The sequence below is a fragment of the Streptomyces sp. NPDC104367 genome (assembly GCF_055583825.1).
In genome coordinates, this window is the sequence record NZ_JBVJND010000040.1 from 38,714 (window position 1) to 61,495 (window position 22,782).

The following is a 22,782-nucleotide window of genomic DNA, read 5'->3' on the forward strand; positions in this document are numbered from 1 at the left end:
GTGGCTGCCCTGCCGTACCCGGGGGCTGCGCCCCCGGACCCCCCACGACGACGGACCGGCCCGCTCCCGGGTGCGGGTGGTACGTGGTTGCCCGCGCAGTTCCCCGCGCCCCTGACGGGGCACCGACTCCACCCAGGTGCGAGTCGTACGTGGTTGCCCGCGCAGTTCCCCGCGCCCCTGACGGGGCACCGACTCCACCCAGGTGCGAGTCGTACGTGGTTGGCCTCGCGGTTCCCCACTCCCTGACGGGGCACCGACTCCACCCGGGTGCGGGTCGTGCGTGGTTGGCCGTGTGGTTCTCCGTGCCCCTGGTGGGGTGCTTGGTCAGCCTGCTACTGCCACCGAGGGTTCGCCGGAGGGGACGCCGGCGGCTTCCATCTGTTCGGCGAGCTTCATGGCCTCTTCGATGAGGGTCTCGACGATCTTGGATTCGGGGACGGTCTTGATGACCTCGCCCTTCACGAAGATCTGGCCCTTGCCGTTGCCGGAGGCGACGCCGAGGTCGGCCTCACGGGCCTCGCCGGGGCCGTTGACGACACAGCCCATGACGGCGACCCGGAGCGGGACCTCCATGCCGGTGAGGCCGGCGGTGACCTCTTCGGCGAGCTTGTAGACGTCGACCTGGGCGCGGCCGCAGGACGGGCAGGAGACGATCTCCAGGCCGCGCTGCTTGAGGTTCAGGGACTCCAGGATCTGGTTGCCGACCTTGACCTCCTCGACCGGCGGGGCCGAGAGGGAGACGCGGATGGTGTCGCCGATGCCCTGGGAGAGGAGGGCGCCGAAGGCGACGGCCGACTTGATCGTGCCCTGGAAGGCCGGGCCCGCCTCGGTGACGCCGAGGTGGAGCGGGTAGTCGCTCTGGGCGGCGAGCTGCCGGTACGCCTCGATCATCACGACCGGGTCGTTGTGCTTGACGGAGATCTTGATGTCCCGGAAGCCGTGCTCCTCGAAGAGGGACGCCTCCCACAGGGCCGACTCGACCAGGGCCTCGGGCGTCGCCTTGCCGTACTTCTGGAGCAGACGGCGGTCCAGGGAACCGGCGTTGACGCCGATGCGGATCGGGGTGCCGTGGTCCTTGGCGGCCGCGGCGATCTCCTTGACCTTGTCGTCGAACTGCTTGATGTTGCCCGGGTTGACCCGGACGGCGGCGCAGCCGGCCTCGATGGCCGCGAAGACGTACTTGGGCTGGAAGTGGATGTCCGCGATCACCGGGATCTGCGACTTGCGGGCGATCGTCGCGAGGGCGTCCGCGTCGTCCTGCGTGGGGCAGGCCACGCGGACGATCTGGCAGCCGGAGGCGGTGAGCTCGGCGATCTGCTGGAGGGTGGCGCCGATGTCGGACGTGCGGGTCGTGGTCATCGACTGGACCGAGACCGGAGCGTCCCCGCCGACCGCCACGGAGCCGACCTGGATCTGCCGGCTCTTCCGGCGCTCGGCGAGCTTGGTCGGAACGGACGGCATGCCGAGAGAAATCGCAGTCATCTGCTGTGCAACCCCAAGTCGTGGATCTAGGTCCAGGTCCCGTCAGAAGCGGGTTCCAGGCTTCGAGATTACGGCACCGGCACAGCGGTGGGCACATCCCCCATGGGTAAACCCACTCAATGGAAGCGGCCCGGAACAGAGTGTTCCGGGCCGCTTCGAACATCGTATGGCTAAGAGATTTTCACCGGGTTAACCACATCGGCGATCAGGACCAGGATCGTGAAGCAGATGAAGACCCCGGCCACCACGTAGGCCACCGGCATCAGCTTCGCCACGTCGAACGGACCGGGGTCCGGGCGGCGCAGCACCTTCGCCAGGTTCCGGCGCAGGGACTCCCAGAGCGCGCCCGCGATGTGCCCGCCGTCCAGCGGGAGCAGCGGGAGCATGTTGAAGAGGAACAGGGAGAGGTTGAAGCCCGCGACCAGCATCAGCGCCATGGCCAGCTGCTGGGTGGGCGGGATGTCCAGGGTGAAGATCTCGCCGCCGACGCGGGCCGCGCCGACCACGCCCATCGGGGAGTCCGGCTGGCGGGGGGCGCCGTCGAAGGCCGCGTCCCACAGGGCCGGGATCTTGCCGGGCAGGCTCGCGATGGAGTCGACGGCCTCGCCGAGGCGGTCGCCCATCCAGGTCACCGAGGCGCCGAAGCCCTGGCGGACCACGCCGGTCGCGGCGCTGAAGCCGAGGAAGCCGGCGGTGACGTACTGCCCCTCGACGATCTGGCCGCTGGAGTCCTTCTTGGCGACCTGGTTGGTGGCGATCTTCGCGTGCAGGGTGACGTCCTGGCCCTTGCGGTCGACGACGATCGCGACCTCCTTGCCGGGGGTGGCGCGGATCAGGTCGGAGAGCTGGTTCCAGCTGCCGGTGGCCACCCCGTCGAAGGAGACGATCTTGTCGCCGGCCTTGAGGCCCGCGGCGGCGGCCGGGGAGGCCTCGTCGCTCTTCGTGCAGGTGTCGCGGTTCTCGCTCTGCGCGATCACGCACTGGGAGACCGAGCTGACCGTGGTGGTCTGCTGGCTGATGCCGAAGCCCATCAGCACGGTGAGGAACAGCGCCACCGCGAGGACGAGGTTCATGAAGGGGCCCGCGAACATCACGATCACGCGCTTCCAGGGGGCGCGCGTGTAGAAGAGCCGGCTCTCGTCACCGGGCTGGAGCTCCTCGAAGGCGGCCGAGCGGGCGTCCTCGATCATGCTGCGCCAGGGCGAGGTGGAGCGGGCCGTGACCCTGCCGTCCGCGCCGGGCGGGAACATGCCGATCATGCGGATGTAGCCGCCGGCCGGGATGGCCTTGATGCCGTACTCCGTGTCGCCCTTGCGCCGCGACCAGACGGTCGGGCCGAAGCCGACCATGTACTGCGGCACGCGGATCCCGAAGAGCTTGGCGGTGGAGAGATGCCCCAGCTCGTGCCAGGCGATCGAGACCAGCAGGCCGATCACGAAGACGACTATGCCGAGGATCATCATCAGGGCTGTCATGCACGCGCCTCCGCGGTCGCCTTCTGTGCTGTCAGTTCCCGGGCCCGGGCCCGTGCCCAGGTCTCCGCTTCGAGTACGTCCGGCACGGTGAGCGAAGTTCCCGTACGGGGCGTTCCGTGCTCCTCGACCACCCGGGTGACGGTCTCCATGATCCCGTTGAAGGGCAGCAGACCGCTCCGGAACGCCTCGACGCACTCCTCGTTGGCCGCATTGAACACCGCCGGGGCGGTGCCCGCGAGCTCTCCGACGTGCCGGGCGAGGTTCACGGAGGGGAAGGCCTCGGTGTCCAGCGGGAAGAACTCCCAGGTCGAGGCCTTGCTCCAGTCGAAGGCGGGCGCCGCGTCCGGGACCCGTTCGGGCCAGCCGAGACCGACGGCGATCGGCCCACGCATGTCGGGGGGCGTCGCCTGCGCGATCGTGGATCCGTCCGTGAACTCAACCATCGAGTGGACATACGACTGCGGGTGTACGACGACCTCAATGCGATCGAAGGGAATGTCGTAGAGGAGGTGCGCCTCGATCACTTCCAGCCCCTTGTTCACCAGGGTGGCGGAGTTGATCGTGATGACCGGGCCCATCGCCCAGGTGGGGTGGGCGAGCGCGTCCTCGACGGTGACGTTCGCCAGTTCGGCCTTGGTGCGGCCGCGGAAGGGCCCGCCGGAGGCCGTGACGACGAGCTTGCGGACGTCGGCCCGCGTGCCCGCCGCCAGCGACTGGAAGAGCGCCGCGTGCTCGGAGTCGACCGGGATGATCTGGCCGGGCTCGGCCAGCGCCTTGACCAGCGGGCCGCCGACGATCAGCGACTCCTTGTTGGCGAGCGCGAGGGTGCGGCCCGCCGCCAGGGCGGCGAGGGTCGGCGCGAGGCCGATGGAGCCGGTGATGCCGTTGAGGACGGTGTGGCAGTCGGAGGCGGCGACGTGCGTGGCCGCGTCGGGGCCGGCGAGGATCTCGGGCAGCGGCTCACCGGGGCCGTACAGGCCCGCCAGCGCCTCGCGCAGCGCCGGTACGACGTCCTCGCGGGCAACCGCGACGGTCCGCACCCGCAGCCGGTGCGCCTGCTCGGCGAGGAGGGCGATCCGGCCGCCGTTGGCGGACAGGGCGGTGACCCGGAAGCGGTCGGGGTTGCGCAGCACGAGGTCGATGGCCTGGGTGCCGATGGATCCGGTGGAGCCGAGGATCACCACGTCCTTCGGGCCGTCGCCCGCGAGCGGGTCGTACACGAGATGCGGGTCGGCGAGGGGGGCCGGACTGGCAGGACTGTCGGTCATCCCCCCATTGTCGCCGCAACGGGCGGGCCGGTGGACAGCGCATCCCTCGCGCGGGCGCCTTATCAGTTCTTGGTGCCCTATGGAGCGGAATTCCCATTGTGAGCTTCAGGTGAAGATCACGTGATAACACTTCTCTTACTTCGGTTTTGATCCAGGGGGGATCTTTCCATGCGTACTGCGCGCTTTCGCGCCGTCGCGCCCGCGCTCGCGGGCGCCGCGCTGCTCACCGGCACTCTGCTCAGCACCCCGGCCCAGGCGGCCGGGGGCGTGACCGTCTACCACGTCTGGTTCGACAGCCCGGGCAGCGACAACCGCTCCAACGCGAGCCTGAACGCCGAGTGGGTGCAGATCAAGAACACCGGCGGCTCGGCCGTCTCGCTCAAGGGCTGGGCCCTCAAGGACGTCTCCAACCACCGGTACGTGTTCAAGGACGTCAAGATCGGCGCCCACAAGACGATGAAGGTGCGCACCGGCCGGGGCACCGACACCGCGTCGAACAAGTACCAGAACCGCCGCGCCTACGTGTGGAACAACGACGGCGACACGGCGACGCTGACCAGGGCGAGCGGCGCCAAGGTCGACTCCTGCACCTGGACGACGCGGGACGGTAGCGACAAGTACTGCTGAACCGCTACTTCAGGGGGCGGCGGACGTTCTCGCGCCGGGCGGGTCCGGGGGTCGCGTCGGCGATCCACGGGCCCTCGCCCGACGGGTCGACGATCCCCTGCTCCAGCCACTCGTAGGAGCCGCCGAGCACGCCCTTGACGACCTTGCGGTCCAGGTCGTCGGTGTTCGACCAGAGACGGCCGAACAGTTCGTCGACCCGGACCCGGGCCTGCCGGCAGAACGCGTCGGCGAGCTGGTAGGCCTCGCGGCCGTGGTCGCCCTGGCGGCGCAGCAGTTCGGCACGGACGCAGGCCGCGCTCATCGCGAACAGCTCCGCGCCGATGTCCACGATCCGGCCGAGGAAACCCTGCTTGGTCTCCATCCGGCCCTGCCAGCGGGACATGGCGTAGAAGGTGGAGCGGGCCAGCTTGCGGGCGTGCCGCTCGACGTACCGCAGATGCGGGGAGAGGTCCACGCCGTGCCTGAAGTCCGCGTACGACGTGGGCAGCTGCCCCGGGCCCGCGACCAGTTTCGGCAGCCACTTGGCGTAGAAGACACCCGCGTTCGCGCCGGCCCTCGCCTTGTCCTGGAGGGACTTGTCGGGGTCGATCAGGTCGCCGGCGACCGAGAGGTGGGCGTCGACGGCCTCGCGCGCGATCAGCAGGTGCATGATCTCCGTGGAGCCCTCGAAGATCCGGTTGATGCGCAGGTCGCGCAGGAGCTGCTCGGCGGGGACCGCGCGTTCGCCGCGCGCCTTCAGCGACTCGGCCGTCTCGAAGCCGCGGCCGCCGCGGATCTGGACCAGCTCGTCCGCCATCAGGCAGCCCATCTCGGAGCCGTAGAGCTTGGCGAGGGCGGCCTCGATCCGGATGTCGTTGCGGCTCTCGTCGGCCATCTGGGAGGAGAGGTCGACGACCGCCTCCAGGGCGAAGGTGGTCGCCGCGATGAAGCTGATCTTGGCGCCGACCGCCTCGTGCAGCGCGACCGGCTTGCCCCACTGCTCACGGGCCGCCGACCACTCGCGGGCGATCTTCAGGCACCACTTGCCGGCGCCGACGCACATCGCGGGCAGCGAGAGCCGGCCGGTGTTGAGGGTGGTGAGGGCGATCTTGAGGCCCGCGCCCTCGGGGCCGATGCGGTTGGCGGCCGGGACCCGGACCCGGTGGAAGCGGGTCACGCCGTTCTCCAGACCGCGCAGGCCCATGAAGGCGTTGCGGTTCTCGACGGTGATGCCCTCGGAGTCCGCCTCGACCACGAAGGCCGTGATGCCGCCCCTGCCGTCCTCGGACCGCGGGACCCGGGCCATGACCACGAGCAGGTCCGCGACCACGCCGTTGGTGGTCCAGAGCTTCACCCCGTCGAGGACGTAGTCGTCCCCGTCCCGTACGGCCGTGGTGGCGAGGCGGGCCGGGTCGGAGCCGACGTCCGGCTCGGTGAGCAGGAACGCCGAGATGTCGGTGCGGGCGCAGCGCGGCAGGAAGGCGTCCTTCTGCTCCTGGGTGCCGAAGATCTTCAGCGGCTGCGGTACGCCGATGGACTGGTGGGCGGAGAGCAGCGCGCCGACCGCCGGGTTGGCGGAGCCGACCAGGGCGAGGGCCTTGTTGTAGTAGACCTGGGTGAGGCCGAGGCCGCCGTACTTGGTGTCGATCTTCATGCCGAGGGCGCCGATCTCCTTGAGGCCGGCGATCACCTCGTCGGGGATGCGCGCCTCGCGCTCGATGAGCGCGGAGTCGATCTTCGTCTCGCAGAACTCGCGCAGTTCGGCGAGGAACTCCTCGCCGCGCCGGACGTCGTCCCCCGCCGGGAGCGGATGGGGGTGGATGAGGTCGAGCCGGAAGCGTCCGAGGAACAGTTCCTTGGCGAAGCTGGGCTTGCGCCAGTCCTGTTCCCGGGCGGCCTCCGCCACCTGGCGGGCTTCCCGCTCGGTGACGGTGGGTTTCTTGGTGGTGGGGGCGGACATTGAGGCTCACCTCGCCACGAAAAGGGATGTTGAGGACCGTTCGTTACCGACCAGTGCTACTCACTCGTTGGTACCCGAAGCGGGCCGCCGCCACCAGCCCCCGCGGTCCGATCGGTGGACGCTTTGACCGCGGCACGGGCCGCGGTCTGCGGTGTTGCGTCGGGGGCGCCTTCCGGGGGACGGTTCGTGGTACGCCCGGCCCGGCGAATTAGTTGTCGAAGCGCTTCGACAACCTATGGACACCCCGCCTTCACTGGAGCTACTGTCGAGACACCCTCACTCGCCCCTGTCAGCAATGCGCACTGTCGAAGCGCTTCACAAAGCTTGGAGAGCTGGATGGTCACCCTCGCCGAGGTCGCCCAGCACGCCGGAGTCTCGGCGAGCACGGTGAGCTATGTCCTCAGCGGCAAGCGGTCCATCTCCACCACCACCCGGCAGCGGGTCGAGCAGAGCATCCGGGAGCTGGGCTACCACCCGAACGCGGGCGCCCGCGCCCTGGCCAGCAGCCGGTCGAACATCATCGCGCTGATGATCCCGCTGCGTACGGACATGTACGTGCCGGTGATGATGGAGATCGCGATCGCGGTGGCGACCACGGCCCGACTGCACGGCTACGACGTCCTGCTGCTCACGGGCGAGGAGGGTCCGGACGCGGTCCGCCGGGTCACCGGCAGCGGGCTGGCCGACGCCATGATCCTGATGGACGTGGAGCTGGAGGACGAGCGGCTGCCGCTGCTGCGCCAGACCGACCAGCCCTCCGTGCTCATCGGCCTGCCCGCCTCCACCTCCGGCCTGACCTGCGTCGATCTCGACTTCGGGGCGACCGGGGCGCTGTGTGTGGAGCACCTCGCGAAGCTCGGTCACCGTGACATCGCTGTCATCGGCGAGGCCCCCGCGGTCTACGAGCGGCACACCGGCTTCGCCGAGCGCACCCTGGACGGACTGCGCTCCCGCGCGCGGGAGCTGGGCCTCAGGGTGCTGCACCGGCCGTGCGAGGGCGGCTACGACGCGATGACCGTCACGCTGGCCCGGATCTTCGACGAGCGCCCGGGCACCACGGGCTTCGTCGTCCAGAACGAGTCCGCGGTGGAGCCGCTGCTCGCGCTGCTGCGCCAGCAGGGCCGGGCCGTGCCCGAGGACGTGTCGGTGGTCGCGATCTGTCCGGACCAGGTCGCCGTGCAGGCCTCGGTACGGCTGACCTCGGTCGCCATCCCCGCCCAGGAGATGGGCCGGCACGCGGTGGAACACCTGGTCGCCAAGCTGGGCGGCCGGGCCGGTGACGAAGTCGTACTGATCGCACCCGAGTTGACGGTACGCGCGAGCACGGGACCCGCGCCCGCCGGGGCCTGAACCGTCCGCAGTACCGCTTTTGCAGTGCCTTGTCAGCAGTGCCTCGCTCGTAGTGCCCCGGCGCGCCGGGGCACCCCCCTGTCTGCACTCCTCCAGGAGCACCCGACATGAATCAGCCTGCCGAAATCCAGCCCGCGGACGACCAGCCCAAGGTCAGCCTCGCGCAGTCCTCCCCCACCGTCGGCACGTTCCGTGAGCGGGACGGCGGGCTGGAGTGGAGCGGGCGTCAGGAGACGCTGCGGATCGAGCCGTGGGGGCCGGACGCGGTCCGGGTGCGTGCCCGGCTCGGCGGTCCGGTCCTGGACGGCCTGCCGAACGCGCTGCTCGACGAGCGCCCGCCGACCGGTTCCACCGTGGAGATCGGTGCCGGGCAGGGGCGGCTGACGGTCGGGGCGCTGACCGTCGAGGTGTCGGCCGAGGGCCTGGTCCGCTTCCTGCGCACCGACGGCCTCTCGGAGGTCCTGGCCGAGGAGCGCGCCCACTTCTGGTGGCCGGGCTCCCGGCTCTACACCGCCGTCGGCAACGGCTACCACCGCCTGGAGCAGCGGTTCGCCGCCTACGAGGGCGAGAAGCTGTTCGGCCTGGGCCAGCACCAGCACGGGCGCCTGGACCAGAAGGGCCTGGTGCTGGACCTGATCCAGCGCAACGCCGAGGTGTCCGTCCCGGTGCTGGTCTCCAGCCGCGGCTACACGCTGCTCTGGAACAACCCGGCGATCGGCCGGGTGGAGCTGGCCGGCAACGGCACCCGCTGGGTGGCCGACTCGGCCCGCCAGCTCGACTACTGGATCACGCTGGGCGACCCGGCCGACGGACAGCGCAACTACACCGCGGCGACCGGGCGTTCGCCGATGCTGCCGGAGTGGGCGGCCGGATTCTGGCAGTGCAAGCTGCGCTACCGCACCCAGGACGAACTTCTCTCCGTGGCCCGGGAGTACAAGCGCCGGGGGCTGCCGATCTCGGCGATCGTCTGCGACTTCTTCCACTGGACCCACCTGGGCGAGTGGAAGTTCGACCCGAAGGAGTGGCCCGACCCGGCCGCCATGGTCCGTGAACTGGACGAGCTGGGCATCCGGCTGGTGGTGAGCGTCTGGCCGTCGGTCTCCCCGCTGAGCGAGAACCACGCGGTGATGGAGCAGCGGGGCTACTTCATCGGCACCCAGTACGGCCCGATGGCGCACGCCGACTGGCCGGACAAGGAGGTGGCGTCGACCGTGCAGGTGGCCTTCTACGACGCCACCAACCCGGACGCCCGTGACTTCGTGTGGTCGAGGATCAAGGAGAACTACCTCGACCCGTACGGCATCACGGCCTTCTGGCTGGACGCCTGCGAGCCGGAGATCAAGCCGGGCTTCCAGGAGAACCTGCGCTACTGGACGGGCCCGGGCCTGGAGGTCGGCAACAGCTACCCGGCCGAGAACTCCCGCACCTTCCACGAGGGTCTGCGGGCCCACGGCGAGGAGGAGATCGTCACCCTCAACCGCTCGGCGTGGGCGGGCAGCCAGCGCTACGGCGCCGCCGTCTGGTCGGGTGACATCCCCACCGACTTCGCGTCCCTGCGCCGCCAGATAGCGGCCGGTCTCAACACGGCCCTGTCCGGCATCCCCTGGTGGAACACCGACATCGGCGGCTTCCACGGCGGCGACCCGGACGACCCGGCCTACCGCGAGGTGATGGTCCGCTGGTTCCAGTTCGGCGCGCTCTCCCCGCTGATGCGCCTGCACGGCTTCCGCGACCCGGGCATGCCGCTGGGCCCCGACATGACCGGCGGCCCGAACGAGGTCTGGTCGTACGGCGAGGAGGCCGGCGCGATCCTGGAGAAGTACCTGCGGCTGCGCGAGCGGCTGCGGCCCTACGTCCTGAAGGTGATGCGGGAGGCCCACGAGGAGGGCCTGCCGGTGATGCGGCCGCTGTTCCTGGAGTTCCCCGAGGACCAGGCGTCCTGGACCGTGGACGACGCGTACCTGTTCGGCCGCGACCTGCTCGTCGCGCCGGTGCTGACGGCGGGGGCGACGGCCCGGACGACGTACCTGCCGGCGGGCGCCCGCTGGACGGACGCCTGGACGGGCGAGTCGTACCCGGGCGGTGCCGCGGTGACGGTGGACGCGCCGCTGGACCGTATTCCGCTCTTCCTGCGGGACGGGGCGGAACTGCCGGTCGGCGAGTAGCCGGCCCGGCCGGTGACAAGCGGCCGGTGAATGTCTCAACTCAGCAGTGTGGTAGGGCAGTTGGAGGGGGTAGTCAGTATCCCTTCCCTGTCCCCCCACGAAGGGTTCCGTCGCCGTGTCCTCCTTGGGCCCGTTCCCGCTCAGGCTCGCCGACCTGCTCCTGCGACCCGCCGCCCGCTCCCGCCGTGCCCCGGACCGGGCCTTCGACCGGCTGCTCGACGCGACCGGGCGCACGGAGGGCGACGAGCGGTTCACCGACGACCTCCGTCATCTGCTGCGATGTTGGGCGGGCGCCGAACGCCTGACCCCGGTCGGCTGGCTGTCCGCGCGCGGACACGTCGGCCGCCATCTCGCCAACCGCACCCGGATCCGCCGGCTGCTCGCCGAGCACCCCGGGATCGAGCGGGAGCCCATCGAGCGGCCGGTGTTCGTGGTGGGCCTGCCGCGCACCGCCACCACCCTCACCCACGGCATCCTGTCGCTCTCCGGGGACCACCGCTGCCCGCTGCTCTGGGAACTGCTCACCCCCGACCTCGAACGCGGCCCGGAGGAACGGGCGAAGGCCGTCACGGCCGCGCGCCGCCTGGCCGGCGGGATCGACCTCTTCGCACCGCGCTTCCGCCATATCCACGCCCTGCGCCCGGAGGGCCCCGAGGAGTGCACCTTCGCGCTGCCGCACACGGTGATGCCGCTGTCCCAGGCCGTGGTCCCCGAGTACCTGCCCTGGCACGAGCGCCACGACTTCGCGGCCGACTACCGCTACCTCAGGCAGATCTACCAGGTGCTCCAGTACGGGCGCCCGCGCCGCCGCTGGGTGCTGAAGTCGCCGCTGCACCTGGAGAACCTGGACGCGCTGCGCGCGGCCTTCCCGGACGCCACGATCGTGTGGACGCACCGTGATCCGGCCACCGCCGTGGCCTCCTTCTGCAGCCTGGTCGAGCACGGCATGGCGGTCAACACCCGCCCCCTCGACCTGCACGGGATCGGCGCCACCTGGCTGGAGCTGCTGGCCCGCTCGGCCTCGCGCGGCCTCGCCGCGCGGGCGGCGATCCCGCGCGACCGCCTCGTCGACGTGCCGTACGCCTGGCTGGGCGCGGACCCGGCCGCGGGCGCCCCGAAGCTCTACGCGGCCGTCGGCGCCCGCTGGACCGAGGCCGACGCGGCCCGCCTCCCCGCCGTCGCCGCCCGCCCCAGGGGCTCCCGGGTGCACAGCTACGACCTGGCCCGCTACGGCCTGACCCGGGACGACGTCGACGCGGCCTTCGCCGGCTACAACGCGCTGCGCGCCGAGGTCGACCGGGCGTGAGCGGGGAACGGGCCGGCCCCGCGGGGTGCGCGGGACCGGCCCGGCCGCTCAGCTGCTGCTCACGCTCTCGCTGTTGACGACGAAGTCCAGACCGCCGGAGGAGGACGTGATCTCGAAGCCGAACTGGAAGTCACCGATGGTGACGTTCCCGAACCAGCCCTTGGTGTCCTTGATCCACTTCAGGATCGGCAGGACGTTGACGGTGCCGGAGGACGAGTTCGAGGTGCGCACGAACGAGAAGACGTCGTTGGAGCCGTTGTTGCCCTTGTAGACGGTCCAGGTGTGGCCGCCCAGGGTCAGCGTGCCCTGCGAGGTGCCGAGCGGGCCGACCGCGCCGGTGTAGTTCATCCAGAGCATGATCTCGTACTTGTAGCCGGTGTCCCAGATGTCGTACGACGTGTTGTACGCGCCGGACGAGGGGACCGTGACGTTGTAGCTGGAGGAGAGCGAGGAGAGCGAGGTGATCGACTTGCTGACCACCGCCTTGGCGTTGGGGTAGGACTTGATCCCGCCGGTGTTGGGGTGGTCGGCCCACACGCCCCAGTTGGTGCCGGAGTTGGCCCAGATGCACTGGCTGCCGGCGCCGGAGCCCCAGATGTTGTTGTAGAGGGTGTAGCCGTTCAGCGTGGTGTTGCCCCACTGGTCGCAGGAGCTCCAGACGGCGGCCGAGGCGGGGGCCGAGGCGAGGCCGATGGTGGCGCCGAGCGCGAGCGCGGGGGCGATCAGGGCCTTCACGACTCTGCGGTACGTGCGTGTTGCCATGGTGTCCCTTCCATGGGTGGGGGGAGTTGCGGGGTCACCACGTCCCCACGGTGAGGACGTGGTCTTCTCCGGCGACGAGGTCGAGCGGCTGCGCGCCGGAGGAAGTCCACAGTTCGACGCGGAGCGTCCGGGACGGCTTCAGGACGGCCCGCGCACCGCCGGGGGTCCAGGAGAGGTCGAGTCCGGCGCCGAAGCGGGTGCGGATGCCGTGCAGCCGGCCCCGTGCGAGGGCGGCCGGGAGCGCGGGGAGCAGGACCAGCCGGTCCGGGGTCGACTGGACGAGGGCCTCGATCAGGACCGCGGGCAGGGTGTGGGCGGCGTCGGCGTTGTAGACGTCGCGGTGCGGGTAGTGGGCGCTCATCAGGGAGGCGTGGAAGAAGTCGCCGTCCAGGACCTGGCCGAGGGCGGCGGCGACCCGTCCGCCGTCCCGCAGCCGGGCCGCGATCAGCGCGTGGTGGAGGTGGCCGTGCGCGGAGTCGTTCTCGGCGCCGCGCAGTTCGAGGGCGCGGTGGGCGGCGGCGGCCAGTTCCGGGGTGTCGTACGGGGTGATCTCGTCGAGCGGCCAGACGCCGTAGAGGTGGCTGAGGTGGCGGTGGTCGTAGCGGTCGTCGAGGCCGGGCCAGGCCCATTCGGCGAGGGCCCCGTCGGCGTTGATCCGGTGCGGGGGCAGCCGGTCGGCGAGGGCGCGCAGGCGGTCGGCGTCCGGGCCGGGGTGGTAGTCGGCCGCGGTGCGCAGGGCGTGCCGGGCCGCGGAGAGGTCCATCGCCGCGTTGAGCGCGCCCCAGCCGGCGTTGGCGGGGCGGTTCTCGGGCGAGTAGGAGGGCACGACCACCAGGTGTCCGCCGGCGTCGGTCTGGGTGAGGAAGTCCTCGTAGAACGCGGCGACTTCGGCGAGCAGGGCGGCGGTCCGCGGGTCGCGTTCGCCGCGGATCTCGTCGTGGTCGACGAGCGGCTTGAGCAGCCAGTCGGCGCCCGCCGTCCACAGGTGCAGGGGGTACTCGCGGCTGAAGTGGTACGACAGCCCGGACTCGCCGTCGCTGTGCGCGGGCGCGAGGACGCCCCGGGCGCCGAACACCGCGCGGGCGTTCTCCCGCCAGTCGGCCAGCTGGCGCTGGATCAGCGCCGCGCAGGCGTCGGTCACTTCGGGGAGGTCGGCGGCCGGGGCGGCGGCGGTCTGGAGGTTGACGTTGGCGTCGTTGGTGAAGGCGCCGGACCAGGCGGTGTCCCAGTCGCCGGTCCACAGTCCGGTCAGGCGGGGCGGGTTGAGTCCGGCGGCGGACAGCAGGTGGTAGCGCCCGGCGGCGAAGAGCCGCTCCAGCAGGGCCGCCGACCGGGGGCGGGTGAGCAGCTCCGATCCTGGCAGGGCGCGTTCGGCCGGGTCGGCGGCCAGGTCGAGGGTGACGCGGCCGTAGGCGGTGCGGTGCCGGCCGAGATGGCGGGCGAGCAGGGTGTCGTACGGCTGCCCGTCGGTGAGCAGGTCGCGCAGTTCCCGTGCCTCGGCGGTCACGTCGAACTCGCCGGTGTGGCGGTGGACCCGGGTGAGGAGGAGGACCTCGGACGCGCCGGTGACGCGGACGCCGGGCGGGGCGAGTTCGGTGGTGCCGCCGGTGACGGCGACGAGGGTGACACCGGTGTAGGCGCGGTCGCTGCCCGGGTAGCGGGCGCGCAGGCTGAGCAGGGCGCCCTCGGGGGTGCGGAGCGCGCCGTGGCCGACGGAGAGTGCGGCCGGTGCGCCGGGGAGCCGGTGGTCGAGGGCGACGAGGGCGGCGAGGCCGGCGGCGGTGACCCGCTGCACGATGACGTCGTCGGCGCGGGAGACGAAGACGCGGCTGGTGCGGCCGGCGGCGGTGGCGGTGACCTCGCCGGTGGTGAAGTCGACGGTGCGGCGGTAGCCCGGGGCGGTGTCCGCCGTCCGCACCCTCGTCAGGAAGGCGGGATGGAAGGGCTGGACCCACTGGAGCGGGCGGCCGTCGGTGAAGGTCTCGGCCGCGGCGCGCTCCCCGGCGAGCAACCGGTCCTGGAGCGCGGGGAGTTCGGCGGCAAGGTGGGGCGGACGGGCGTGTTCGCCGCCGTTCGGACGGACCAGGGTGTGATGGGTGACGATGACACGGTCGTCGTTCGGATCACCGAACACGAGGGCGCCGTGGCGGCCGTTGCCGCTCAGGAAGGCGTCCTCCCAGCGGGCGGCCGGGGCGGGCTCCCAGGTGCCGTGGACGGGTCCGGTGGCGGTCATGGCCGCAGCACCGCCGCCCCGTACCGTCCGAGGGCGGCCACGCCGGTGACCGTGGCCCCGGTCAGCAGGTCCCGGTGGGCACCGGGCACCGGCACCTCCACCGCCTCACGCCCGTGGTTGAACAGGAACAGCAGCTCGCCCCGGCGGACCGCCTCCACCCCGGCGGGCAGCCCGTCGAGCACGGGCCGGACGCCCGCCCCGGCGGCGATCCCGGCGACCAGCTCGCGCAGCGCCTCCGGTTCCGGGAGCGTGGAGACGTACCAGGCCCGCCCGTTGCGCAGGACTGCCGGGAGTCCGTCGAGTTCGCCGCCCTTGTAGGGCACCGTCTCCGCGGCGCCGGGCACGGCCTCGATCTCCTCCGACCACAGGGTCCCCCGGAACCCCTCGCACTGGACGGTCTCCCCCGCGTCCAGCGGCCACCACTCGTGCAGGGTGCGGATGCCGAACAGTGCGCGCAGCCGGGCGTCCATGCCGCCGGGGCGGATCCGGTCGTCCTCGTCGGCGATGCCGGTCAGGAAGCCGCTGACCAGGGTGCCGCCGCCGCTGACGTAGGCGAGGAGGTTGTCGACGGCGGTGTCGGTGAGCAGGTAGAGCTGCGGGACGACGACCAGGGCGTAGCCGGACAGGTCGTGCTCGGGGTGGGCGAAGTCGGTGGTGAGGTGGGCCTCCCAGAGGGCGCGGTGCCAGGCGTGCAGGACGTCGGGGAGGTCCACCTCGGTGGAGAGCCGGCCCTCGTGGGCGCCGGCCCACCAGGAGTGCCAGTCGTGCAGGACCGCGACCCGTGCCTCGACCTGACGACCGGTCACCTCGTGCCCGATCGTGGCGAGTTCGGCGCCGAGCTGCTTGATCTCCTGGTACGTACGGCCGTCCGGGCCCGCGTGCGAGACCATCCCGGAGTGGAACTTCTCGGCGCCCTGCCGGGACTGGCGCCACTGGAAGTAGCAGACGGCGTCCGCGCCCCGGGCGACGGCCTGGAGGGACCACTGGCGGTTGAGGCCGCGCGGCTTGGGGTGGTTCACACCGCGCCAGTTGACGGAGCCGGCCGCCTGCTCCATCAGCATCCAGGGGCCGCGCGCCTGCGAGCGGGTCATGTCCTGGACCAGCGCGCCGTGCTGGGCGCCCAGCGGGTCACGCGGATCGGGGTAGAGGTCGACGGAGACGACGTCCTCCTCGCCCGCCCAGCGCCAGGCGTCCTGGCCGATCCACAGCGGCATGAAGTTGGTGGTCACCGGGATGTGCGGGGTGTGCCGGGCGACGATGTCCCGTTCGGCCGTGTAGCACTCCAGGAGCATGTCGGAGGTGAAGCGGCGGAAGTCCAGCACCTGGGTGGGGTTCTTCAGGTAGTGGGTGTGGCGGGCCGGCAGGATGCCGTCCCAGGTGTCGTAGCCCTGGCTCCAGAAGGCGGTCCCCCAGGCGGTGTTGAGGGCGTCCAGGGTGCCGTAGCGCTCGCGCAGCCAGCGGCGGAAGGCGGCGGCCGCCTCGTCGCCGTGGTCGAAGGTGCAGTACTCGTTGTTGATGTGCCACATGGTGAGGGCGGGATGGCCGCCGTAGCGGGCGGCGAGGTCCTCGGTGATGGCGGCGGCGTACCGGCGGTAGGTGGCGCTGGAGTGCGAGAAGTGCTGGCGGCCGCCCCACCGCTCGGTGCGGCCGTCGGCGTCCCGGGGCAGGGTGTCCGGGTGCAGCCGCCCCAGCCACGGGGGCGGCGAGGAGGTGGGGGTGGCGAGGACGACGCCGATGCCGTGGTCGTGCATCAGGTCCATCAGCCGGTCCAGCCAGCCGAAGTCCCGCTCCCCCGGCCGGGGTTCGAGTTTCGACCAGGAGAAGACGCCCAGGGTGACGGAGTTGACGCCGGCGTCGGTCATCAGCCGGACGTCCTCGTGCCAGGTCTCCTCGGGCCACTGCTCGGGGTTGTAGTCGCCGCCGAACAGGACGCGGCCGCGGGTGGCGTCGGAGAGCCTCGGCGGCCTCTTCCCCGCGGTCATCGGACCGGCTCCCCGTACTGGATGCCGCGCCCGTTGGTGGCCAGGTAGACCCGGCCGTGGACGCGCGGGTCACCGGTGACGGCCTGCCCGGTCCAGCCCCACTGGTGCAGGTCGTCGTTGATCCGGGTCCAGGTCGCGGCCTCGTCGTCGGAGCGGTACACGGCGGTGACGGCCTCGGTGGAGCCGACCAGGTACACCGCCGGGTAGTCGGCGCCGGGCGCCGCCCTGCCGAAGCCGAGGGTGTAGGAGGCCCAGCAGCTGTCCACCCCGGTGAAGGCGGCCCCGCCGTCGACGGACCGGTACAGCCCGTTCCACTTGGTGCTCAGCCACAGGTCGCCGGACCGGCCGGGCGCCGCGGCGAGCTGGAACTGGCTGTCCCCTGCGGGCAGCCCGGTGGCCCGCGCCGTGAACGTGCGGCCGCTGTCGGTGCTGGCCAGCAGCGTTCCCGCGTCGGTGTCGTACACGTAGAAGAGCGTCGGGTCGGCCGGGTCGGCGACCGGCGTGGCGCCCTTCGGGAAGGAGGCGATCTCGGTCCAGGTGGCGCCGTTGTCGTCCGACCGGTGGGCGGGGTACCTGGTGCCGTCCCAGTGCACGAAGGACCACAGCAGCGCGCTGCCGTCGGCGTTGACGGCGATCGGCCCCGGTGCGTCGTGGGCGAGGGCGGGCTGGGCGGCGAAGGGCGCCCAGGTGCGGCCCCCGTCGTACGAGTACGCGCCGTTGCCGTTGTCGCCCCAGCCGGTGCGTACGACGTACGCCGGGCGGCCCGCGGCCTGGGCGAGGCCCGTCGCCGACCCGGACACGGGGTTCGTGGCCATGCCGCGGGACGGGGACGCGGTGAGCCGCTCGTGGTAGAGGACGCCGATGTCCCCCGAGCCGCTCAGCAGGTGCGCCTCCCCGGCCGGGGGCGACACCAGCTGGACCACGGACGTCTCCTCCAGGCCCCGGACCCGCGGGGCCCAGTGCACGAGGTCGCGGGTGCCGTAGAGGGTGGCACCGGTGCCGTAGACGAGGTGCGACGGGTCGTACGGATCCATGGCCACGGCCTGGATCCACCACCCGAACTTGGGCTGTTCGGCGCCCCACCTGAGGAAGGGGGTCTCGGACACGTCGAGGACCGCGGTGTCCTTGAGGGACGTCCAGGTGCGGCCGCCGTCGGTGGTCCGGTAGAGGGTGTCCACGGCGGCCCAGCGGTTGTTGGTGGAGACGACGACGGTGCCGGGGCGTCCGGCGCCGACGGCGACCCCGCCGTAGCCGAAGGTGTCGGTGCCGCCGGGTACGGCCGGGGTGACGTCCGTCCAGCGGCCGGTGCCGACGGCCAGCTTGTGCACGCTTCCGTCCGACTGGCCGTTGGGGCCCGGAGCGTCGGCGTACGTCACGTACAGCTCGCGGGCGTGGCGGTCGTAGGCCGCGCGGACCGGGACCCTGGCGGCGGTGCCGGTCGGCCGGCCCGGTACGGCCTCCCAGGCCGTGCCGTCGGTGGTGCGGTACAGGTTGACGGCGCTCGCGCCGCCGTCGCCGTCCGCCCAGCCGGCGTAGACGGCGCGGCCGGCGGCGACGAGGAGGCTGACGCCCTGGCCGGTGGCGGACGGGGTGGCCGGAAAGCCGGCGGCCGCCGCCCAGGTGGCCCCCCGGTCGCCGGACCTGAGCAGGCCGTCGTGGCGGGTGCCCAGCCACAGGGTGTCGCTGTCCCGCGGGTCGACGAGGAACCGCTCCCCCATGCCCCGGCCGTCCTCGTTGGCGCCGAGCTTGACGGTGAGGTCGGTACGGGTCCAGGTGGCGCCGCGGTCCTCGGAGCGCAGGATCGCGCCGTTGCCGGCCCAGGACTGGGCGTAGGTACCGAGGGCGAGGTAGAGCCGGTCCGGGTGGGCGGGGTCGACGGCGAGGGCCTCCACGCCGAGGAGGTTCCAGTCGTCCCAGCCGAGCTGGTCGGTGAGGGGCGTCCAGCGGTCGGTGCGGGCGTCCCAGCGGTAGGCGCCGCCGATGTCCGTGCGGGCGTAGGCGAGGCCGGGGACGGTGGGGTGGAAGAGGACGCCGGTGATGAATCCGGTGCCGCCGATGACGGCGTTGCGCCAGCGGTACGCCTGCGGCTCGGGCCCGGCCGCGTGGGCGGTGCCCGTGAGGGCCGGGACAGCGGTGAGGGCGGTTGCTGCTGCCGTACCGGCGAGGACGGTTCTGCGGCTCAGGGTGGGCATGGGGAACCTTCGGTGGACGTGTGGGTGGGTTGGTGGTCGGGGGTGGGAACGCTCACCGGCGCTCGCGGGGTGCCGCTGCGCCCACCCGTGCCGCCCCGGCGGCACGGCTGCCCGCGACCGGGACGTGCCCCGTCAGGGGCTCGGGGAACTGCGCGACCGGCCCCCGCGGACCCGCGGCCGCCGGCGCTCCCCCGCCGCCCCCTTCGGAACGCGCAGTCGGCTACCCCTTCACCGCCCCGGTCAGCATCCCCTTCCTGAAGTGCTTCTGGACGAACGGGGAGAGCACCGCCACCGGCAGCAGGGCCATCACCATCACCGCCATCTGCACCGACAGGTACGACAGTTCACCGGTCTTGATCGCCTGCCCCAGTCCCACCGGGGCCTGCTGCTTCTGGACCAGCTGGATCATGACGTTCTGCAACGGCATCATGTCCTGGTCGTTGAGGTAGAGGGACGCGTTGAACCACGCGCTCCAGTACCCCACCGCGTAGAAGAGCGTGATGACCGCGAGCACCGCCCGCGACAGCGGCACCACGATCTGCCACAGGATCCGGAACTCGCCCGCGCCGTCGATGCGCGCGCTGTCGACCAGTTCCTGCGAGATGCCCATGAAGAACCCGCGCAGGACGAGGATGTTGAAGACGCTCACCGCGCTCGGGAGGATCAGCGCCAGGTAGCTGTCCATCAGGCCGAGCGACTGGACCAGCAGGTACGTGGGGATCAGGCCCGCGCTGAAGAACATCGTCGCGAGCAGCAGCATCAGGAACCAGCGGTGGCCGAGCGAGCCGATGCGCGAGAGGCCGTAGGCGCAGAGCACCGACACGGTCATCGAGAACAGCGTGCCGACCAGGGTGACCAGGACGCTGATGACCGCGGCCCTGGTGACCTGGCCGCCGCTCAGCAGCTCCTTGTAGGCGACGAACGTGATGCCCTTGGGGATCATCACCAGGCCGCCCGCCTCGTCGATCGTCCTGCGGGAGGAGAGGCTGGTGACGATCACGATCCAGAGCGGGAACAGGATGCCGAGGCAGGCCAGGGTCAGGACCAGGCCCTTGCCGGCGGTCTGGGCCCGGCCCGGCTCCTCCTCCCACACCGGGCGGGGCGGGGCGGCCCACCGGGACGGTTCCCGTACGGGCGGCTTGTCGATGACGGCGGTCACTTCTTGTACACCCCCTGCTCGCCCATGAGATGGGCCACCTTGTTCGCGGCGAGGACCAGTCCGAGGCTGACCACGCCCTTGACCAGGCCGGCGGCGGCCGCGTAGCCGAAGTCCTGGTTGCGCACGCCGTTCCACCAGACGAAGGTGTCCAGGACCTCGGCGGCCCCCGGTCCCACGGCGTCGCGTTGCAGCAGGATCTGCTCGAAGCCGACGGTCAGCGCGTCGCCCACCCGCAGCACCAGCAGCAGGGCGATCACCGGGCGCAGCGCGGGCAGGGTGACGTGCCACATGCGGCGCCGGCGTCCGGCGCCGTCCATCGCGGCGGCCTCGTACAGGTCGGGGCTCACGGAGGCCAGCGCGGCGAGGAAGATGATGATCCCCCAGCCCGCGTCCTTCCAGACGCCCTCCGCGGTGACCAGGAACTTGAACGTGGACGGGTCGGTCATGATGTCCAGCCCGTCGTAGCCGTGTTGCCGCAGCAGCTGCGACAGCACGCCCGCGCCGCCGAAGAGCTGCTGGAAGACGGCGATGACCAGCACCCAGGAGAAGAAGTGCGGGAGGTACAGGATCGCCTGGGAGAACGCCCTGACCCGGGGCCTGACCACGCTGTTGATGACCAGCGCGAGCACGATCGGGACCGGGAAGAACAGCACGAGCTGGAGGGAGAACAGCACCAGGGTGTTCTGGACCGCGCCCCAGAAGGCCGAGTCCTCGAACATCCGCTGGAAGTTCTCGATACCGACCCAGGGGCTGTGCAGCATCGACACGATGCCGTTGTCGCTGACGTACGGGTCGTAGTCCTGGAAGGCCACGATGTTGCCGAGGATCGGCAGGTAGTTGAAGGCCAGGATGAGCAGGACCGCGGGCAGCGTCATCAGGATCAGGACGCGGTCGCGTCTGAATCTGAGCCGCAGGCTCAGCTTCCCGCCGCTCCCCTTCCTCCCGGTTCCGGTGGCGCCGCCGGACGCCGCCGGAGTCCTGTCCGCGCTGTCGTCTGCCTCGGCCCTGCTGCGAGGCACCGTGCTGTGGGACACGGCCGTTCTCCTTGCCTCGGTACCTGGTCAGCTCGCCGAAGAACCGTTGTCGTCGAGCAGCTTCTGGTACCAGTCGCGCAGCTTGTCGCCGCCCTTGGACTTCCAGTCGGAGACGGCCTGCTGCATGTCGCTGATCTTCTTGCGACCGCGGGTGATGTCGTCCTCCAGCGTCTCGAAGTCGTTGCCGAGGTTGGTGTAGCGGGACGGCTCGGTGATCATCTGGCCGTAGAAGCTGGACTTCTTGGTGAAGGCGCCCATCCGCTGCTGCCACTCCACCTGGGCCTTGGCGACGTCGGGGAAGTCGGGGTGGGCGATGGTGGCGGCGGGGCTGGCGACCATGACGTAGGCGTTCAGGACCTCGTTGTTGCCCTGGTCGGTCTTGACCGGCACACCGTTCTTGACGGAGTAGTCGGCGCCCTCGATCCCGTAGTTGGTGGCCATGTACTCCTTGGTGCCGTACGGCGCGGCCGTGACGTTGGCGACGGCCAGCGCGTCGCGGATCACGGACTCCGAGGCCTTCTTGTTGATGAAGGCGAAGATGCCGGCGGGCTGTTCGGCCCACAGCTGCGGGTCGCCGCCGGCGTGGCCGAAGATGTCCATGCCCCAGATCTTGTAGTCCGGGTTCTGGGTGGCCTGTTCGGCGGTGCGGCTCCACCACTGGCTGATGTTCTGGGCGTAGATCAGGAACTCGCCGGCCGCGAACTTGGGTCCGGGGTCGGGGGCGTTCTTGCCGAGCTTGGCGTCGGGGTGCACGACACCGGCGGCGAAGAGCTTGCGGGTCCACTCCAGCGCTTCGAGGTACTCCTCGGTCTCGATGCGGTTGACGAGCTTGCCGTCGACGAGGTTCCAGCCGAGCGGCTTCTCGCTGCCGGAGAGCACGCCGAAGGCCTGGAAGGCCGTCCACTTCATGTCCATGCAGGCCCAGCGCTTGGCCTTGGCGTCGGTGATCTCCTTGGCGAGGGCCAGGAACTCGTCCGCGGAGCGCGGGATCTCGTAGCCCTCCTTGTCGAAGATGTCCTTGCGGTAGAGGGGCACGATGCCGGTGACGTACGGCGAGGGCTGCGGCAGGCCGCGCAGCTTGCCGCCGATGATGCAGCGCTGCCAGGCGTCGGTGGGGATGGCGGCGAGGTTCGGGTAGTCCTTGACCGCGTCCCCGGAGAGGTAGGGCCCGAGGTCGGCGAACTTGCTGATGATGGCGGTGGGTATCTTGCCGCCCATGTTCCAGCTGGGAACGACCACCACGTCGGGTACGTCGCTGGAGGCGAGGACCGCGCCCAGCTTCTGGTCGTAGGTGTTGCCGTCCTGGTTCTGCCACTGGACGTCGACGCCGATGAGGTCGTTCATCGCCTGGTAGTAGGCGTTGTCCTGCTTGGGCGGGGAGCCCCAGAACGGGGACATGACGGTGACCTTGCCGCCCTTGCCGAGCTTCTTGGGGACCGAGGTCTTCAGGGTCGCCAGGTCGAGCTTGCCGGTGAAGCCGATCGCCGAGCCGTTCTTCGCCGGGATGTCCGGGCTCACCACGCTGCCCGCGACGTAGGACGGCAGCAGCTTCTTCGCGTCCTTGCCCCCGGAGGAGCCTCCGCTCGACCCGCTGTCCGACGCGCCGCAGGCGGCGAGCAGCGGCATGCCCCCCGCCACCGCTGCGGCGGCGACCGCCGTGGAGGCGAGGAAGCTTCTCCGGCTGGGGGCGGATGAGGCGGCGTTCGGCGTCATTGCGTCAACCCTTCATGGCGCACCAGGACACCCGGCGGTGGCCGTCGGCTGTGGTGTCTCGAGTGGAACTGGCTGAGCTGAAGCGGTGCTCCGGC

Annotated in this window: 15 protein-coding genes; 4 read left to right on the forward strand and 11 right to left on the reverse strand. The window is 71.4% G+C overall.

The genetic code is table 11. The features are described from left to right. Positions 1–324 precede the first annotated feature (324 nt). From ispG to dxr, 3 genes are all read right to left on the reverse strand, one after another. A complete protein-coding gene (ispG, locus tag ACZ619_RS39540) occupies positions 325–1,482 on the reverse strand; it encodes a flavodoxin-dependent (E)-4-hydroxy-3-methylbut-2-enyl-diphosphate synthase (RefSeq protein ID WP_469609917.1) in 1,158 nt (385 codons plus the stop codon). A gap of 170 nt (positions 1,483–1,652) precedes the next feature. Then, on the reverse strand, positions 1,653–2,945 hold the full coding sequence (locus ACZ619_RS39545; protein WP_469610004.1) for a M50 family metallopeptidase: 1,293 nt from the start codon (positions 2,943–2,945) through the stop codon (positions 1,653–1,655). An 8-nt stretch (positions 2,946–2,953) separates the two neighbouring features. Further along, positions 2,954–4,225, reverse strand: coding sequence for a 1-deoxy-D-xylulose-5-phosphate reductoisomerase (gene dxr / locus ACZ619_RS39550; RefSeq protein ID WP_469609920.1), 1,272 nt, complete (start codon positions 4,223–4,225; stop codon positions 2,954–2,956). 168 nt (positions 4,226–4,393) lie between these two features. Between dxr and ACZ619_RS39555 the strand changes: the two genes are divergently transcribed. Then, the gene (locus tag ACZ619_RS39555) at positions 4,394–4,852 is read left to right on the forward strand and encodes a lamin tail domain-containing protein (protein WP_469609923.1); all 459 of its coding nucleotides are present in this window, start codon (positions 4,394–4,396) and stop codon (positions 4,850–4,852) included. 4 nt (positions 4,853–4,856) lie between these two features. Here the strand turns inward: ACZ619_RS39555 and ACZ619_RS39560 are convergent, their stop codons facing one another. Then, complete coding sequence (locus ACZ619_RS39560; protein ID WP_469609925.1) at positions 4,857–6,791, reverse strand: acyl-CoA dehydrogenase family protein; 1,935 nt, start codon at positions 6,789–6,791, stop codon at positions 4,857–4,859. Between the two features lie 336 nt (positions 6,792–7,127). Between ACZ619_RS39560 and ACZ619_RS39565 the strand changes: the two genes are divergently transcribed. From ACZ619_RS39565 to ACZ619_RS39575, 3 genes are all read left to right on the forward strand, one after another. Further along, positions 7,128–8,141 carry a LacI family DNA-binding transcriptional regulator gene (locus ACZ619_RS39565; protein ID WP_469609927.1) on the forward strand — a complete coding sequence of 338 codons (1,014 nt, stop codon included), beginning with the start codon at positions 7,128–7,130 and terminating at the stop codon, positions 8,139–8,141. 107 nt (positions 8,142–8,248) lie between these two features. Beyond that, positions 8,249–10,306: a glycoside hydrolase family 31 protein gene (locus ACZ619_RS39570; protein ID WP_469609930.1), complete on the forward strand. Its 2,058-nt coding sequence runs from the start codon at positions 8,249–8,251 to the stop codon at positions 10,304–10,306. A gap of 115 nt (positions 10,307–10,421) precedes the next feature. Next, a complete protein-coding gene (locus tag ACZ619_RS39575; RefSeq protein WP_469609933.1) occupies positions 10,422–11,612 on the forward strand; it encodes a sulfotransferase family protein in 1,191 nt (396 codons plus the stop codon). Positions 11,613–11,660: 48 nt separating this feature from the next. On the opposite strand, the gene ACZ619_RS39580 is transcribed toward ACZ619_RS39575, so the two are convergent. The 7 genes from ACZ619_RS39580 to ACZ619_RS39610 form a co-directional block, all read right to left on the reverse strand. Then, on the reverse strand, positions 11,661–12,374 hold the full coding sequence (locus ACZ619_RS39580; RefSeq protein ID WP_469609936.1) for a glycoside hydrolase family 12 protein: 714 nt from the start codon (positions 12,372–12,374) through the stop codon (positions 11,661–11,663). A gap of 34 nt (positions 12,375–12,408) precedes the next feature. Beyond that, positions 12,409–14,607 (reverse strand): glycosyl hydrolase family 95 catalytic domain-containing protein, encoded by a 2,199-nt coding sequence (locus ACZ619_RS39585; RefSeq protein ID WP_469609941.1) that lies wholly within the window; start codon positions 14,605–14,607, stop codon positions 12,409–12,411. Beyond that, positions 14,604–16,589, reverse strand: coding sequence for a beta-galactosidase (locus ACZ619_RS39590; protein WP_469609945.1), 1,986 nt, complete (start codon positions 16,587–16,589; stop codon positions 14,604–14,606). The genes ACZ619_RS39585 and ACZ619_RS39590 overlap by 4 nt, the downstream gene beginning before the upstream one ends. Continuing rightward, the gene (locus ACZ619_RS39595) at positions 16,586–18,781 is read right to left on the reverse strand and encodes a 1,4-beta-glucanase (protein WP_469609948.1); all 2,196 of its coding nucleotides are present in this window, start codon (positions 18,779–18,781) and stop codon (positions 16,586–16,588) included. Before ACZ619_RS39595 ends, ACZ619_RS39590 begins: the two co-directional genes overlap by 4 nt. A gap of 220 nt (positions 18,782–19,001) precedes the next feature. Next, positions 19,002–19,940, reverse strand: coding sequence for a carbohydrate ABC transporter permease (locus ACZ619_RS39600; protein ID WP_469609950.1), 939 nt, complete (start codon positions 19,938–19,940; stop codon positions 19,002–19,004). Next, a complete protein-coding gene (locus ACZ619_RS39605; protein WP_469609953.1) occupies positions 19,937–20,974 on the reverse strand; it encodes an ABC transporter permease in 1,038 nt (345 codons plus the stop codon). Before ACZ619_RS39605 ends, ACZ619_RS39600 begins: the two co-directional genes overlap by 4 nt. Positions 20,975–21,001: 27 nt before the next feature. Continuing rightward, positions 21,002–22,687, reverse strand: a complete 1,686-nt coding sequence (locus ACZ619_RS39610) for an extracellular solute-binding protein (RefSeq protein ID WP_469609957.1) — start codon at positions 22,685–22,687, stop codon at positions 21,002–21,004. Positions 22,688–22,782: the final 95 nt, after the last annotated feature.